Below are 15,117 nucleotides of genomic sequence, written 5' to 3' on the forward strand. Positions count from 1 at the left end.
GGAGTCAGTCGCCGAACTTCACCGGACGGTAGGGCGTGAACTCGGCGTCGCCGCCGGGCAGGCCGTAGGTCAGCGTCCGGTGGTCGGTGCCGTGGCCACCGCGCTGCTCATAGGCGGTGTACGAGGAATGGGCGTCGTTGTTCCACTTCTCGAAGATCACCACATGCCGGGTGTTGTTGTCACCGGAGGCGTCGATGAGCAGATCACCGGGCTTGAGCGCGCCGACCGGGATGGGCCGGGTGATGCCCCGGTCGGTGGCCAGCCCCACGGTGTTGGTGCCGGGCACCGGCAGCCCGAGCGCCATCGAGACATAGCCCGAGCAGTCCTGGCGATAGCCGTCCTTCCAGACCTTGGCCTGGCTGTACGGAACCTGGGCGCCGTTATCGGCGGTCAGCCAGGTGGCGGCGCGGTTCAGCGTCTCCTCACGCGAACCGCCGGGCTGTGGCTGCGGCTGCCCACCGCCGCCCTGGACCGGGACACCCGGCAGCCGGTCCTGCGCGATGTCCACCGCGACCACACTGAGGAAGCCGCTGACCGGCCCGGTGAGGTGCGCCATGAACGTCGAGCAGGAGCTGCCCTCGCACACCTTGCGGCCGGTGTCGACCTGGTAGTCGGCGGTGACCCGGTCCTGCCCCGGCGCCGACTTGTTGATCATTCCGACGGCGGGGGAGCTGCTGTCCGCGGTGGCATGCACCACCCAACGGGTGCCCCATGTCGGGAAGTCGGCAGCGGCGGCCTGCCGTGCGGCGCCGGTGCCCGCGGTGCGGACGGTGCGGGCGGAGCTGTCGTGGGAGAGCCCGCTGGCGGTGTGCCCGTCAGTGGTCGCGGCGCCCCTCTCGCTGCCGTGGGCGGTCGCGGCGAACCCGGTGACGCCGATCCCGGCGGCCGCCACCGTCCGCAGGACCGTGCGCCACACGGTCCTGCGGAACGGGGACCGCCAACGGCGCGTCCGGTCCGCGGGGGGTGTGGTGTCCGCGGGGTGCGTGCTGCTGTGCTCGTCCATGCCGATTCCCCTCCGTCTACGGCCGGTTGGCCGATCGCTGAGCCGCCGGACGGTCTGCTCACGGCGACGGAAGCCATCGTCGAGCGGGGCACCGGGGCGGCCCGGAGGTTTCTCGTCCCCCGGGATGTCCCGGCCGTGTGCACGGCTGTGACCAGCACAGTCGCCGGGAGCGCGGGACAGGACGAGTCGGAGCGTGGGACATGACGGGACGGTGGGCAAAGGAAAGGGCGCCCGCTGGGGGATGCGGGCGCCCTGGTTCAAGGGGGCTCTGCCGTCGGCCTCTTCAGCCTGTGTCAGACGGCGGACGGCCTGCCGGGCGGTTCACCGGCCCCCGGACCGGGGGCGCGGACCGACGCGTCACCGGCCGGGGTTCACCACGTGGTCGCGGCGCTCGGATCGGCCTGCCAGTACGTCACCCATGCGCTGTCGTCCACGTACACCGAGCCGCCGGGGAGTGCCACCGTCTTCGAGCCGCCGATGCTGCCCTTGCCGTCGCGGCCGGGGAGGCTGACCGACAGTGAGGTCATTGTGCGGCCGTTCCTGCCGGAGCCGTCCGCGGACGAGGTCAGCACGCCGGCGTAGCCGGACTCGCCGGGGGCGAGGGTGACCACGGCCTGCGGCCGGCTGTCCGGCAGCTCCGCGAGGGGGGACTGCGCGTCGTCGAACCGCAGGTAGGGGGCGAGGTGGAGGTCGCAGGTGGCGCCGGAGGTGTTGGTGGCCTTCAACAGCAGGTGGTTGACCGGCCGCTTCAGCCGCTGGGCGACGATCCGCATCTTCGCGGCGTCGCAGGCGGTGTGCCGGGCGTCGGTGCCGGCGCCGTCGCTCCTGCCCGCGTTGCGCATGCCCTCCCCGGTGCCGCTCGCCCCGGCACCCGCGCCGGAGCCGCGGTGCCCCGCCGCTGCCTGCTCCGCACGGCCGCCGTCGGGCCGGGCACCGCCCTGGGGGCCGCCGTCACCCTGCGCCGCCGGGGCCTTGACGGCCTCGGGCGCCGGGTTGAACGGCTTGGCGGCGCCGGTCTGGAGCGGGTTGTCCTGGCCGCCGCAGGCCGTGAGGGTGAGCGCGGCGACGGCGGTCAGCCCCGCCGCGGCGATCCGCAGCGTGCGGCGGCGGATCGCGCCGGACGGCCGGGAGGCGTCGGCCCCGGCGCCGGTCCCGATGACGGTCTCGGAGCGGTCGTGGCTGCTCGGCATTCCGGTCTCCCCCGGTCGGTGGTCCGTGCCGTGTCGGCGGTACGTCCCGTGGTCTGTCCTGCGGTGTGACCACTACCTTGCCGACCGCCGCTGCCGTGCCACTAACGTGCGCCTAACGTCCCGTCGCCGGGGCCGCCAGGCGCTCAGCGCCGCCGCTCGTCACGCCTCCTGGCCGTCCCCCGTACCGCGCCTGCCCTCGCCGCTCTCCCCGCGCTCGTCCCGCGCGAACAGCTGCGTCAGCGTGCTGATCGTGTAGACATCGGTGGCCTCCTCGTCCACCAGATGCATCTCCGCCAGCCGGTCCAGACCGTCCTGGGTGCGCTCCGGGTCGTAGCCGGCGAGCGCCGCCGCCAGCGACGCGTTGAGGTGCCCGTCCGCGCTGGTCGCCAGCGCGCTGAGCAGCTGTGCGTCGTCGGCCGACAGCCGGGCGACGGACATCCGCAGGGCCGCCGCGATCCCGGTGTCCTCCGCGGACAGCAGCGCCAGCCGCCGCCGTTCGTCGCGCAGCGCCGCCGCCAGCCGGGCCAGCCGCCAGCGCGGCCGGGCGGTCAGCTGGGCGGCCGCGGCCCGCAGCGCCAGCGGCAGACCGTCGCACAGATCGACCAGTTCGCGGGCGGCCGCCGGGTCCTCGGCGACCCGCTCCGGGCCGAGCATGGCACCGAGCAGCGCCGCGCCCTCCTCGTGGCCGAGCGTCTGGAGGCCGACCGGCCGGGCGCAGTCGGTGGCGACCAGCCCGTCGAGGCGGCTGCGGCTGGTGACGACCGTGGCGCAGTGCGGGCCGCCGGGCAGCAGCGGCCGTACCTGCGCCGAGCTGCGCGCATTGTCGAGCACGACCAGCAGCCGGCGCTCCGCGACCAGCGAGCGGAACAGCGCGGACGCGGCCTCCGCCGAACCGGGCACCCGCTCCGGCGGGGTGCCCAGCGCCAGCAGGAAGTCGCGCAGGATCTCGGCCGGCGCCGTCTCGTCGCCCTCGCCGAAACCGCGCAGATCGGCGAAGAGCTGGCCGTCGGGGAAGGCCCCGGCGTGCTGGTGTGCCCACTGCACGGCACAGGCGGTCTTGCCGACACCGGCCGGTCCCGCCACCACCGCGAGCGGGCTCTCCCCGGTCGCACGGTCCGTCAGCACCGCTGTCAGCGCGGTGAGCTGGTCCTCCCGGCCCAGGAAGCGGGCCGGCGGCCGGGGCAGCAGCCGTGGTGCCGCACCGGACCGCGGCGTGCCGGACCCGGCACGGGCGCCGTCCTCCGCGCTCGTCCGCGTCCTGTCGGCCCCGGACTCCGCACCGCTGCCGCCCGGTGCGGGCATCTGACCCGCACCTGCGGCAGCCTGCGGCCCACCGCCCGCCGGGGCACGGCCCGCTGCGGAAGCCCCGCCGCGACCGTCCCCGGAGGCGCCACCGGAGGCGGCGCCCGCCGTACGGGCCTGGCCCGCCGGCTTCGCCCGTCCGCCGCCGGCCGCCTCCGCGCGCAGAATCTCCTCGTAGGCGCCGCGCAGCCGTTCGCCGGGATCGACGCCCAGCTCCTCGTTGAGCAGCCGCCGGGTGCGGTGGAACCACTCCAGGGCATCGGACTGCCGCCCCGTACGGAACAGCGCCCGCATCAGCCCGGCGATCAGGCCCTCCCGCAACGGGTGGTTGACCGCCGCCGAGTAGAGGATGGCCGCGGCCTGTTCGTGCTCGCCGAGCGCGCCGTGCGCCCGGCCCAGCGCCTCCACGGCCGTCAGCCGCCGCTCCTCCAGCGCGTGGGCGGCGGCCGCGAACGGCGGGCTGGTGACCGTGCCGGTCAGCGCGGGCCCACGCCACAGGCCGAGCGCCTCGCGCAGCAGGGGCACCGCATCGGCCGGCGCCGCCTCGGGGCGCGCCAGTGCCACCAGCTCACCGAACCGGTGAGCGTCGATCAGTTCCTCCGGCAGCCGCAGGAGATAGGCGGAGCCATGGGTGGTCAGCTCGATGCCGTACGCCTCCGCACCGCCCTCGGCGAGCGTGGCGCGCAGTCGCGAGACATGCCCCTGGACGACCGTACGGGCGTGTTCGGGGGGCTCGTCCTCCCACAGGGAGTCGATCAACTGCTCCAGTGGGACGGTGGTGTTGGGTTGCAACAGGAGCAGCGCCAGCACACTGCGCCGTTTGGCGGGCCCGAGCGACAGCTCCGCGGAGCCGGTCGTCACGGCGATCGGGCCGAGCAGTGAGAACTCCAACTCAGCCCTCCAAGAAGGCCGTCAGGGCGTTCGCCAGCAGATACGGGTCCTCGGCGCCGCACAGCTCACGTGCCGAGTGCATGGACAGGATGGCCACTCCGATGTCGACCGTCGAGATGCCGTGCCGGGCCGCGGTGATCGGCCCGATGGTGGTCCCGCACGGCATCGAGTTGTTGGAAACGAAGCTCTGCCACGGCACCCCGGCCCGCTCGCAGGCCGCCGCGAAGACGGCCCGCCCGCTGCCGTCGGTGGCGTAGCGCTGATTGACGTTGACCTTGAGAATCGGTCCCCCGTTGGGCATCGGGTGGTGGCCCGGGTCGTGCCGCTCACCGTAGTTGGGGTGCACGGCGTGCCCGGTGTCGGATGACAGGCAGAGGGTGCCGGCGAAGGCCCGCGCCCGGTCCTCGTACGAGCCGCCGCGGGCGAAGACCGAGCGCTCCAGGACCGTGCCGAGCAGCGGACCGTCCGCGCCGGTGTCGGACTGGCTGCCGTTCTCCTCGTGGTCGAAGGCGGCCAGCACCGGAATGCTGGTCAGGGCGCTTCCGGCGGCCGCCGCGGCGATGAGCGCGGCCGTACCGGCGTGTACCGAGAGCAGGTTGTCCATTCTCGGACCGGCGACCAGCTCGCGGTCGCGGCCCAGATAGGCGGGTGGTTCGATGCTGTGGACCATCAGGTCCCAGCCCTTGATGTCACCGGCCGGGACGCCGGTCTCCTCGGCGACGAACGCGATCAGATCGCCCTCGGCCACCTCGCCCAGGCCCCAGATCGGCGTCATGTGGCGCTGCTTGTCCAGCTTCAGCCCCTCGGCGTTCACCGAGCGGTCGAGGTGCACGGCCAGCTGCGGCACCCGCAGCAGCGCCCGGTCGACATGCACCAGCCGGTGGCTGCCGTCCGCGAGCGTCACCCGCCCGCTCAGCCCCAGATCGCGGTCGAGCCAGGTGTTGAGCAGGGTGCCGCCGTAGATCTCGACGGCGATCTGCCGCCAGCCGCGGGCGGCGGTGTCCGGAATCGGCTTGACCCGCAGATTGGGAGAGTCGGTGTGAGCCCCGACAATTCGGTACGGAGTGGCCGCGTGCGCGCTCTCCGGCACGTACCAGGCGACTATCGCGCCGCCGCGCAGGACGTACTTCCCGCCGCTCTCGCCGTCCCAGGCGTCGACCTCGGCGACCTGCCGGAAACCGGCCTTCTCCAGCCGCTCCGCCGCATTTGCGACCGCGTGGTAGGGCGACGGACTCGCGGCGAGATAGGACATCAGGTCGTCGGTGTGGCCGCGATCGAAGCGGGCGGAGTTGGTCATGGAATCAGCATAAGGAGCCGGACCCCGCATTCCCTGTGCGCGTGCGCCGCGACTGCGCACCCTTCCGGCCAGGATTTCCTTCTCCCGGGCCGGTAAGGGGAGCGGAGCGGTGGATTCCGGGGGCCCCGTCCGCGCTGCCGGCCCACGGGAGGCGTGCCCGCCGTGTCGCCCTGCCATCCGTCGTACCTCCCCGGACATGACGGAGCCCGCCTCTCCGGGGGAAGAGAGGCGGGCCACGTCAGTCTGAACGGTCAATCTGAGAGACCTCTAAGAGAAGCGCCGCGGCCTGGGCCGCGGCGCGTGCCGTCAGAACGCGGCTTCGTCGAGCTCCATCAGCGACTGGTCGACGGACTCGGCCAGACCGCGCTGGACGCTGACACCCGGCAGCACGTTGTGCGCGAAGAACTTCGCCGCGGCGATCTTGCCGGTGTAGAACGGCTTGTCCTTCGCCGAGGCGCCGGCCAGCTTCTCGGCGGCCACGGCCGCGCCCTTGAGCAGGAGGTAGCCGATGACGACGTCGCCGGAGGCCATCAGCACGCGGGTGGTGTTGAGGCCGACCTTGTAGATGGACTTGACGTCCTTCTCGGTCGCCGCGAGGTCGGTCAGCATCGCGCCGACGATCGCCTCCAGGTCGGCGGCGGCCTTGGCCAGCTCGCCACGGGCCTGCTCCAGCTCCTCGCCACCGATGTTGTCGGCGAGGAACTTCTTGATCTCGTCGGAGAGGGCGGTGAGCGCCTGGCCCTGGTCGCGGACGATCTTCCGGAAGAAGAAGTCCTGGCCCTGGATCGCGGTGGTGCCCTCGTAGAGGGTGTCGATCTTGGCGTCCCGGATGTACTGCTCGATCGGGTACTCCTGGAGGTACCCGGAGCCACCGAAGGTCTGCAGCGACTGCGCCAGCTGCTCGTAGGACTTCTCCGAGCCGTAGCCCTTGACGATCGGCAGCAGCAGGTCGTTGAGGCGGATCGCGGCGCTCGCGTCCTCGCCCGCGGCCTCCTTGACGAGGATCTCGTCCTGGACCGTGGCGGTGTAGAGCACCAGGGAGCGCATGCCCTCGGCGTACGCCTTCTGCGTCATCAGGGAGCGGCGCACATCGGGGTGGTGGGTGATGGTGACGCGCGGGGCGGTCTTGTCGGTGAAGGCCGCCAGGTCCGGACCCTGCACGCGCTCCTTGGCGTACTCCAGCGCGTTGAGGTAGCCGGTGGAGAGGGTGGCGATGGCCTTCGTGCCCACCATCATCCGGGCGAACTCGATGATCTTGAACATCTGGCGGATACCGTCGTGCTTCTCGCCGAGCAGCCAGCCCTTGGCCGGGTGGTTGGCGCCGAACGTCATCTCACAGGTGTTGGAGGCCTTGAGGCCCATCTTGTGCTCGACGTTGGTGGCGTAGGCGCCGTTGCGCTCGCCCAGCTCGCCGGTCTCCCAGTCGAAGTCGTACTTCGGCACGATGAACAGCGACAGGCCCTTGGTGCCCGGACCGGCACCCTCGGGGCGGGCGAGGACGAAGTGCACGATGTTCTCGGACATGTCGTGCTCACCGGAGGTGATGAAGCGCTTGACGCCCTCGATGTGCCAGGTGCCGTCCGCCTGCTGCACGGCCTTGGTGCGGCCGGCGCCGACGTCCGAACCGGCGTCCGGCTCGGTGAGCACCATCGTGGAGCCCCACTGCTTGTCCACCATCAGCTGGGCTATGCGGTGCTGCTCCTCGGTGCCCTCCTCGTGGAGGACGCCGGCGAAGGCGGGTCCGGACGCGTACATCCACACGGCCGGGTTGGCGCCCAGGATCGTCTCGGCGAAGCCCCAGAGGAGGGAGCGCGGCGCGGTGGTGCCGCCGAGCTCCTCCGGGATGCCCAGACGCCACCACTCGGCGTCCATGAAGGCCTGGTAGCTCTTCTTGAAGGTGTCCGGCACCGGCGCGGTGTTGGTGTCCGGGTCGAAGACCGGCGGGTTGCGGTCCGCGTCGGCGAACGACTCGGCCAGCTCGTTCTCGGACAGCCGGGTGATCTCGGACAGCACGCTCTTGGCGGTGTCGACGTCCATCTCCGCGAACGGTCCGGTGCCGTACACGCTGTCCCGGCCGAGCACCTCGAAGAGGTTGAACTCGATGTCGCGGAGATTCGACTTGTAGTGCCCCATGGATACGGCTCCGTAAGGGTTCGGGAGGGAGGACCTCAAACGCAAATACCAGCAAGTAGCAAGTGCCTACGATGATGCTACCCACCGGTAATAAGAATCAACCCCTACCGCCCATCTGTGACGAGCGTCCCCCGGCGAATCGCCGACTCAGTACGCTGTGGCGCATGTACGGCTACGACCAGAACGCGGGTGCCGGGCAGCAGCAGTACGGAGCGCCGCCCCCGCCGCAGCAAGCGGCCCCCGGGGGCTACGGCGAGCAGCCGCTGTATCCCGAGCCGTCCCCGCCGTCCCTCGCCGACGCGGTGCGCGCCTTCACCACCGGCTCGATGTCCGCCGAGGACTTCCAGGGCATCTTCTCCACGTCCAAGATCTACTGCCCGCGCGGTGACAACCCCGGCTTCCTGGCGCTGCACAACACCCAGCAGCCGGTGATCCCGATGTTCACCTCGCTCAAGGAGCTGCGGCGGTACGCGGGCAAGGAGTCCAAGTACTTCGTGATCACCGGCGCCGAGGTGCTCGACCTGCTCCCGACCGGCTACGGCTTCGTCCTCGACATGGAGGGCGACCACCGGATGGTCTTCGACGCGAAGGCCGTGGAGGAGATGGTCGACTTCGCGATGCGGCGGATGTACGGCTAGCCGCCCCTGGCGCGCGGCGGGCGGAGGGCCGCTGCCGGGCTGAATCGAGGGCCGGTCCCGTGGAGGGGCCGGCCCGTAGTGCGTCTGGAGGTGTGCGCAGTGCCGAGTGTCCGTCTGACCAGGAGGAATGCGGGCGGGAATGCCGTGAGCCTTGCGGGTTGTTCACTGTTCAACTAAGTTGGTGAGCGACCGAGGAGGCCGTCATGCCCGCAGTGACCGTAGAGAATCCGCTGACCCTGCCGCGTGTGGCGGCGCCCGCCGCGGCGCACGCCCGTCCCGTGGTGGCCGTGGCCACCGCTCCGAGCGGATTCGAGGGCGAGGGATTCCCGGTGCGCCGCGCGTTCGCCGGGATCGACTACACGCACCTCGACCCGTTCATCATGATGGACCAGATGGGTGAGGTGGAGTACGCGCCGGGCGAGGCCAAGGGCACGCCCTGGCACCCGCACCGCGGCTTCGAGACCGTGACCTATCTGCTCGACGGCACCTTCGTGCACCGTGACTCGCACGGTGGCGGCGGCGTCATCAACGACGGCGACACCCAGTGGATGACGGCAGGTTCGGGGCTGCTGCACATCGAGGCGCCGCCTGAGTCGCTCGTCATGGCCGGTGGCCTCTTCCACGGCCTCCAGCTGTGGGTGAACCTGCCGAAGAGCGACAAGATGATGGCTCCCCGCTACCAGGACATCGGCGGCGGCAAGGTCAAGCTGCTGACCTCCGGCGACGGCGGCGCGCTGCTGCGGCTGATCGCCGGTGACCTCGACGGCCACCAGGGGCCGGGCATCACGCACACGCCGATCACGATGATGCATGTGACGGTGAACCCGGGCGCCGAGCTGACGCTGCCCTGGCGCAAGGATTTCAACGCACTCGCCTATGCCCTGGCCGGACGCGGTGCGGCCGGTGCCGAGGGGCGCCCGTTCCGTATGGGCCAGACGGTCGTGTTCGGGAACGGAGGAGACTCGATCACGATCCGCGCGGACGAGTCCCAGGAGTCGCGCAGCCCGAACTTCGAGGTGGTGCTGCTGGGCGGGCTGCCGATCCGTGAGCCGATGATGCACTACGGCCCGTTCGTGATGAACACCCACGCCGAACTGGCCCAGGCCTTCGAGGACTTCCAGGCCGGACGGCTCGGGTCGATCCCCGCCGGCGAGCGCTGACGGTACGTCGGCAGCGGGGGCGGCGTTTCACGTGAAACGCCGCCCCCGGCCTCTTCCGCGGTGCGCTTCCGGACCTTCTGCCGTGGTGGACTGTCCGGGTGCGAAACGACTCGGAGGAAAACCGGCCCGGCGCCGACGGCGAACGGCCGCAGGTCATCGGCCCGTTGCTGCCGATCGAGGCCCGCCGTGCCGGTGCCTGGTGCCTGGTGGCGCTGCTGATCGCGGCCGTGCTGGCCGTCGGGGTGTGGCTGTGCGTCGAACTGAGCGCGGCCGTGACGCCGGTGCTGCTGGCGCTGCTGGGCAGCGGGCTGCTCGGGCCGCTCTACCGGCGGCTGGTGGCGATGAAGCTCAACCGTTCGCTGGCGGCCGGGCTGACCTGTGCGGTCCTCGTGGTGGTGGTCGGCGGCGCCGGATACATCGTCGTCAACGCGCTGGTCGACACCGGGGACCAGATCATCGCCTCGCTCCGGAGCGCCGCCAAGGACCTCTCCCAGCACTTCGGGGCGGCCGGTACGTCGCTCGACGACCTCGCCGCCAAGTCCAAGAACCTGGTGGCCAAGTTCGGGGGCACCGCGGCCTCCGGGCTGCTGGCCGGTGTCAGCGTCGTCGGCCAGTTCCTCGCCGCCTCGGTCCTGGCCCTGCTGCTGACCTTCTTCTTCCTGCGGGACTCCGACAAGGCCGTACGCGCCCTGCGGGACTGGGCGCCCGGCAACTCGGCACCGCAGCTGGAGCGGATGGCCCGCCGCGGCTTCCAGAGCATCGAGGGCTTCATGCGCGGCACCACCTTCATCGCGCTGATCGACGCCATCTGCATCACCGTCGGGCTGCTGATCCTTCAGGTGCCCGGCGCCGTCGGGCTGGGCGCCCTGGTCTTCGTCGGTGCCTACATCCCCTATCTCGGCGCCTTCATCTCCGGCGCGGTGGCGATCCTGGTGGCGCTGGCCGACCGCGGCTTCGTGATCGCGCTGTGGGCGCTCGGCGTCGTCCTGGCCGTGCAGGTGCTGGAGGGGCACGTCCTCCAGCCGATGATCCAGAGCCGTACGGTCCAGATGCACCCGGCGACCGTGATGCTGGCGATCACCGCGGGCGCCAGCGTCGCCGGCATCCTCGGCATGCTGCTGTCCGTACCGCTGACCGCCGCCGTGACCGGGGTGCTCCACGAGCTGCGGGTGCACTACGCCGCGGGCTCGGACTCCGACGACAGCGGGCCCGCCGCCTCCCCCGCCTCCTCGTAGAGCTCGAACCACGTCGACTTGCCGTCCCCGCGCGGGTCCACGCCCCACGCGCCGGCCAGCAGCTCCAGCAGCACCAGGCCGCGCCCCGACGACGCCAGCTCGCCGGGCCGGCGGCGGTGCGGCAACTCATCGCTGCTGTCGGCCACATCGACCCGGATGCGCCGGGCGCCCCGCTCACCGGTGATCTCGGCGACCAGCAGCGCGTCCCCGTCGGTGTGCAGCAGGACGTTGGTGACCATCTCCGAGACCATCAGCACCGCCGAGTCCACCTGGTCCGGGTCGGCCCAGTCGTGCAGCACGTCCCGGACCTGCCGGCGGGCCGCGGCTATCCGCTCCGGTTCGGCCTGCGCGACGGAGAGCACGGTGCGCCGGACGGGCTGCGGGGGCAGCAGGCCGCCGGTACCGACCGCGCAGGCGGCGCCCTCCCGGCGCAGCAGCAGGAGGGCGATGTCGTCCTCGCGGCGGTCCACCAGCGGCCCGGTGGTGTGGTGCGACGGCGGCCCGTGCACGGCCTGGACCAGCGCGTCGGCGAGCCGTTCCAGGCTCTCGCCGTCCGTACCCTCCGCGCCGTCCTCGCCGGACTCCTCCGCCTCCAGGACGCCGCGCAGCCGTGCCCAGCCGGTCTCCAGGTCGTGGCCGCCGGTCTCGATCAGCCCGTCGGTGCACACCAGCATGGTCTCGCCGGGCTCCAGGACCAGCCGGGTGGTGGGGTAGTCGGTGTCCGGGACGATGCCCAGCGGCAGCCCGCCCGCGGTGGGCCGGACCAGCATCGTGCCGTCGCTCATCCGGACCGCCGGATCGGGGTGCCCGGCCCGCGCGATGTCCAGCAGCCCCGTCGCCGGATCTACCTCGATGTAGAGGCAGGTCGCGAAGCGCTGGTCCTCGCCGTGGCCGCGCAGCTCGGTCTCGTTGATCCCGGCCAGGAAGCGGGAGGCGCGGGAGAGCACCGCATCGGGGTGGTGGCCCTCGGACGCGTAGGCCCGCAGCGCGATCCGCAGCTGCCCCATCAGGCCGGCGGCCCGTACGTCGTGCCCCTGGACGTCCCCGATGACCAGCGCGATCCGTCCGGACGGCAGCGGGATCATGTCGTACCAGTCGCCGCCGACCTCCAGTCCGCCGCCGGTCGGGACATAGCGGGCCGCCACCGTCATCCCCGGGATGTCCGGCTGCACCGTCGGCATCATGCTGCGCTGCAGCCCCAGCGCCAGCTCCTGCTGCTCCTCCTGCACACCCGCCCTGGCCAGCGCCTGGGCCAGCATCCGGGCGACGGTGGTCAGCACCGAGCGCTCGTCGGGGGTGAAGGCCACCGGCTGGGCGAACGCCGCCATCCAGGCGCCGATCGTCCGGCCCGCGTTCACCAGCGGCAGGAACGCCCAGGACGTCCGGCGGAACCGGGTGTCCGGCGGCCAGGTGGCCGGGTAGCGGCGGCGGTACTCCGCCGGGGTGGGCAGGTAGAGCGCCCGGCCGGTGCGGACGACCTCGGCGGCCGGGTGGTCGGTCGCCAGCGTCATCGCGGCGAACGGCCCCTCGTCACCGGACTGGTGGCCGTGGTGGCCGATAACCGACAGCCGGTCGCCCTCGAAGCCGAAGACCGCCAGCCCGTCGGGCATGAACCCCGGCATGGACAGCCCGGCCGCGACCCGCAGCACCTCGGCGGTGGACCGTGCCTCGGCCAGCGCCCGGCCCGCGTCCAGCAGGAACGCCTCGCGGGAGCGGCGCCAGTCGCCGGTGATCGGGGTGTGCGCGGCAGCGGTGCCGGGCTGCGGTTCGGGCACCTCCTGAAGGGTGCCGACCAGCTCGAAGCCGCCGTCGACGCTCCGGGGGCGGGAGCGGGAGCGGACGATGCGCTGGATGCGCCCGTGTTCGTCCACGATGCGCAGCCGGGCCTCGGCGAGCGTCTCCTCGGCGACCGCGAGCTGCACGATCCCGTTGACCTCGGCGAAGTCGACGGGATGAAAGCGGGAGCGCACCGCCGCCTCGGTCAGCTCCACGGGCTCGGCGGGCAGCCCCAGCAGCCGGGCCGCTTCGGCGTCGAGGGTCACCCGTCCCGATGCGTTGTCCCACCGCCACAGGCCGGTCGCGATGGCGGCCAGGAGATCCTCGGTGCGCATTGCCTCACTTTAGGGGCGTTTGGTCCGGCCCGACCAGCGAGCCGGACGTGACCGTCGTCCCATTCGGATGCCGCGATCCGGCCCCGTGGACGCTGACGCGTATATGTCAGCGAAGGGGTGCGGGCCGGGACGGTAACCTGGAGCGGTTATGTCAATCCTGGGGTGGCCTTTCGGGTGATCCACGGGGAGAGCGACCGGGCGGACCAGCCCGTGCACCTTTTCCTCTCCCTCTCCCGACAACTCCTCACCTCGACACTCGCGACGACTTGGATGAGCGATGCACCGGTACCGGTCCCATAACTGCGGCGAGCTCCGAGCCACGGACGTCGACACCGACGTCCGCCTCAGCGGCTGGCTGCACAATCGACGTGACCTGGGCGGCATCCTCTTCATCGATCTGCGCGACCACTACGGTCTCGTCCAGCTCGTCGCCCGCCCCGGCACCCCGGCCAACGAGGCCCTCGGCTCGCTGACCAAGGAGACCGTCGTCCGCATCGACGGCAAGGTCAGCGCGCGCGGCGCCGACAACGTCAACCCCGATCTGCCGACCGGTGAGGTCGAGATCGAGGTCTCCGAGGTCGAGGTGCTCGGCGCCGCCGACCAGATCCCCTTCACCATCAACGCGGACGACGGCGTCAACGAGGAGAAGCGCCTCGAGTACCGCTTCCTCGACCTGCGCCGCGAGCGGATGCACCGCAACATCATGCTGCGCACCGCGGTCATCTCCGCCATCCGCCACAAGATGGTGACCCTCGGCTTCAACGAGATGGCGACCCCGATCCTGTCCGCGACCTCGCCCGAGGGCGCCCGCGACTTCCTGGTCCCCTCGCGGCTGCACGCCGGCAAGTTCTACGCGCTGCCGCAGGCCCCGCAGCAGTTCAAGCAGCTGCTGATGATCGCCGGGTTCGACCGCTACTTCCAGATCGCGCCCTGCTTCCGTGACGAGGACGCCCGCGCGGACCGCTCGCCGGGCGAGTTCTACCAGCTCGACATCGAGATGAGCTTCGTCGAGCAGGAGGACGTCTTCCAGCCCGTCGAGAAGCTGATGACCGAGCTGTTCACCGAGTTCGGCAACGGCCGCAAGGTCACCTCCCCCTTCCCGCGCATCCCGTTCCGCGAGGCGATGGTCAAGTACGGCTCCGACAAGCCGGACCTGCGCGCCGAGCTGGAGCTGGTGGATGTCTCCGACGTCTTCGCGGGCTCCGGCTTCAAGGCCTTCGCCGACAAGCACGTCCGCGCCCTGGCCGTGCCGGACACCGCCGACCAGCCGCGCAAGTTCTTCGACCAGCTGGGCGACTTCGCCGTCCAGCAGGGCGCCAAGGGCCTGGCCTGGGTCCGCGTCGGCGAGGAGAACACACTCACCGGCCCGATCGCCAAGTTCCTCACCGAGGACGACATCAAGTCGCTCGTCGCCGCCCTGGACCTGAAGCCCGGTCACGCCGTGTTCTTCGGCGCCGGTGAGTTCGACGAGGTCTCCAAGATCATGGGTGCGGTCCGGGTCGAGACCGCCAAGCGCGCCGGGCACTTCGCCGAGGACGAGTTCCGCTTCTGCTGGATCGTCGACTTCCCGATGTTCGAGAAGGACGAGGACACCGGCAAGATCGAGTTCTCGCACAACCCGTTCTCCATGCCGCAGGGCGGCCTGGAGGCGCTGGAGACCAAGGACCCGCTGGACATCCTGGCCTGGCAGTACGACATCGTCTGCAACGGCACCGAGCTGTCCTCCGGCGCGATCCGTAACCACGAGCCCGAGGTCATGTACAAGGCCTTCGCGATCGCCGGCTACGACAAGGACACCGTCGAGGCGGAGTTCGGCGGCATGCTCCGCGCCTTCAAGTTCGGCGCCCCGCCGCACGGCGGCATCGCCCCGGGCGTCGACCGCATCGTCATGCTGCTGGCCGACGAGCCCAACATCCGCGAGACCATCGCCTTCCCGCTCAACGGCAACGCCCAGGACCTGCTGATGGGCGCCCCGAGCGAGGTCGAGGAGGCACGCCTCAAGGAGCTGCACCTCTCCCTGCGCAAGCCGCAGGCGAAGTAGGCGGCTCACCGACGGCCATGAGGCCTCGGACAGGCTGAGGGGCGGCGTTTCACGTGAAACGCCGCCCCGGCCCGTTCGAGGTCTCTGTGCTGTCGGACGGGCGGCAGCGGTCAGCC

At 71.7% G+C, this 15,117-nt stretch carries 10 protein-coding genes; 4 read left to right on the top strand and 6 right to left on the bottom strand.

Annotation, left to right across the window (positions count from 1 at the left end):
* Positions 1 to 4: 4 nt before the first annotated feature.
* The 5 genes from ACWC9R_RS03685 to ACWC9R_RS03705 all read right to left on the bottom strand — a co-directional run bounded on the left by ACWC9R_RS03685 (position 5) and on the right by ACWC9R_RS03705 (position 7,816).
* The gene (locus tag ACWC9R_RS03685) at positions 5 to 1,003 is read right to left on the bottom strand and encodes a hypothetical protein (RefSeq protein WP_450728691.1); all 999 of its coding nucleotides are present in this window, start codon (positions 1,001 to 1,003) and stop codon (positions 5 to 7) included.
* A 371-nt stretch (positions 1,004 to 1,374) separates the two neighbouring features.
* Positions 1,375 to 2,193: a DUF4232 domain-containing protein gene (locus ACWC9R_RS03690; protein WP_450728693.1), complete on the bottom strand. Its 819-nt coding sequence runs from the start codon at positions 2,191 to 2,193 to the stop codon at positions 1,375 to 1,377.
* 159 nt (positions 2,194 to 2,352) lie between these two features.
* A complete protein-coding gene (locus tag ACWC9R_RS03695; protein ID WP_450728695.1) occupies positions 2,353 to 4,386 on the bottom strand; it encodes a BTAD domain-containing putative transcriptional regulator in 2,034 nt (677 codons plus the stop codon).
* 1 nt (position 4,387) lies between these two features.
* Positions 4,388 to 5,683: a M18 family aminopeptidase gene (locus ACWC9R_RS03700; protein WP_450728697.1), complete on the bottom strand. Its 1,296-nt coding sequence runs from the start codon at positions 5,681 to 5,683 to the stop codon at positions 4,388 to 4,390.
* Positions 5,684 to 5,989: 306 nt separating this feature from the next.
* Positions 5,990 to 7,816 carry an acyl-CoA dehydrogenase gene (locus tag ACWC9R_RS03705; protein ID WP_450728699.1) on the bottom strand — a complete coding sequence of 609 codons (1,827 nt, stop codon included), beginning with the start codon at positions 7,814 to 7,816 and terminating at the stop codon, positions 5,990 to 5,992.
* A gap of 164 nt (positions 7,817 to 7,980) precedes the next feature.
* On the opposite strand from ACWC9R_RS03705, the gene ACWC9R_RS03710 reads away from it, so the two are divergent.
* The 3 genes from ACWC9R_RS03710 (at position 7,981) to ACWC9R_RS03720 (ending at position 10,849) form a co-directional block, all read left to right on the top strand.
* Positions 7,981 to 8,454, top strand: coding sequence for an SseB family protein (locus tag ACWC9R_RS03710; protein WP_018092739.1), 474 nt, complete (start codon positions 7,981 to 7,983; stop codon positions 8,452 to 8,454).
* A 203-nt stretch (positions 8,455 to 8,657) separates the two neighbouring features.
* Positions 8,658 to 9,614, top strand: coding sequence for a pirin family protein (locus ACWC9R_RS03715; protein WP_450728702.1), 957 nt, complete (start codon positions 8,658 to 8,660; stop codon positions 9,612 to 9,614).
* 98 nt (positions 9,615 to 9,712) lie between these two features.
* A complete protein-coding gene (locus ACWC9R_RS03720) occupies positions 9,713 to 10,849 on the top strand; it encodes an AI-2E family transporter (protein WP_450728704.1) in 1,137 nt (378 codons plus the stop codon).
* Here ACWC9R_RS03720 and ACWC9R_RS03725 read toward each other — a convergent pair.
* The gene (locus tag ACWC9R_RS03725) at positions 10,789 to 12,960 is read right to left on the bottom strand and encodes a SpoIIE family protein phosphatase (RefSeq protein WP_450728706.1); all 2,172 of its coding nucleotides are present in this window, start codon (positions 12,958 to 12,960) and stop codon (positions 10,789 to 10,791) included. The genes ACWC9R_RS03720 and ACWC9R_RS03725 overlap by 61 nt on opposite strands.
* Before the next feature lie 277 nt (positions 12,961 to 13,237).
* Here ACWC9R_RS03725 and aspS point away from each other — a divergent pair, with 277 nt between their 5' ends.
* Positions 13,238 to 15,001: an aspartate--tRNA ligase gene (aspS, locus tag ACWC9R_RS03730; RefSeq protein WP_450728708.1), complete on the top strand. Its 1,764-nt coding sequence runs from the start codon at positions 13,238 to 13,240 to the stop codon at positions 14,999 to 15,001.
* Positions 15,002 to 15,117: the final 116 nt, after the last annotated feature.

The sequence above is a fragment of the Streptomyces sp. NPDC001219 genome, from assembly GCF_053597915.1.

Excerpts from the sequence above, each read along its gene's own strand:
- ACWC9R_RS03685 (WP_450728691.1), bottom strand. The coding sequence starts at position 1,003 with ATGGACGAGCACAGCAGCACGCACCCCGCGGACACCACACCCCCCGCG.
- ACWC9R_RS03690 (WP_450728693.1), bottom strand. The coding sequence starts at position 2,193 with ATGCCGAGCAGCCACGACCGCTCCGAGACCGTCATCGGGACCGGCGCC.
- ACWC9R_RS03700 (WP_450728697.1), bottom strand. The coding sequence starts at position 5,683 with ATGACCAACTCCGCCCGCTTCGATCGCGGCCACACCGACGACCTGATG.
- ACWC9R_RS03705 (WP_450728699.1), bottom strand. The coding sequence starts at position 7,816 with ATGGGGCACTACAAGTCGAATCTCCGCGACATCGAGTTCAACCTCTTC.
- ACWC9R_RS03710 (WP_018092739.1), top strand. The coding sequence starts at position 7,981 with ATGTACGGCTACGACCAGAACGCGGGTGCCGGGCAGCAGCAGTACGGA.
- ACWC9R_RS03715 (WP_450728702.1), top strand. The coding sequence starts at position 8,658 with ATGCCCGCAGTGACCGTAGAGAATCCGCTGACCCTGCCGCGTGTGGCG.
- ACWC9R_RS03725 (WP_450728706.1), bottom strand. The coding sequence starts at position 12,960 with ATGCGCACCGAGGATCTCCTGGCCGCCATCGCGACCGGCCTGTGGCGG.
- aspS (WP_450728708.1), top strand. The coding sequence starts at position 13,238 with ATGCACCGGTACCGGTCCCATAACTGCGGCGAGCTCCGAGCCACGGAC.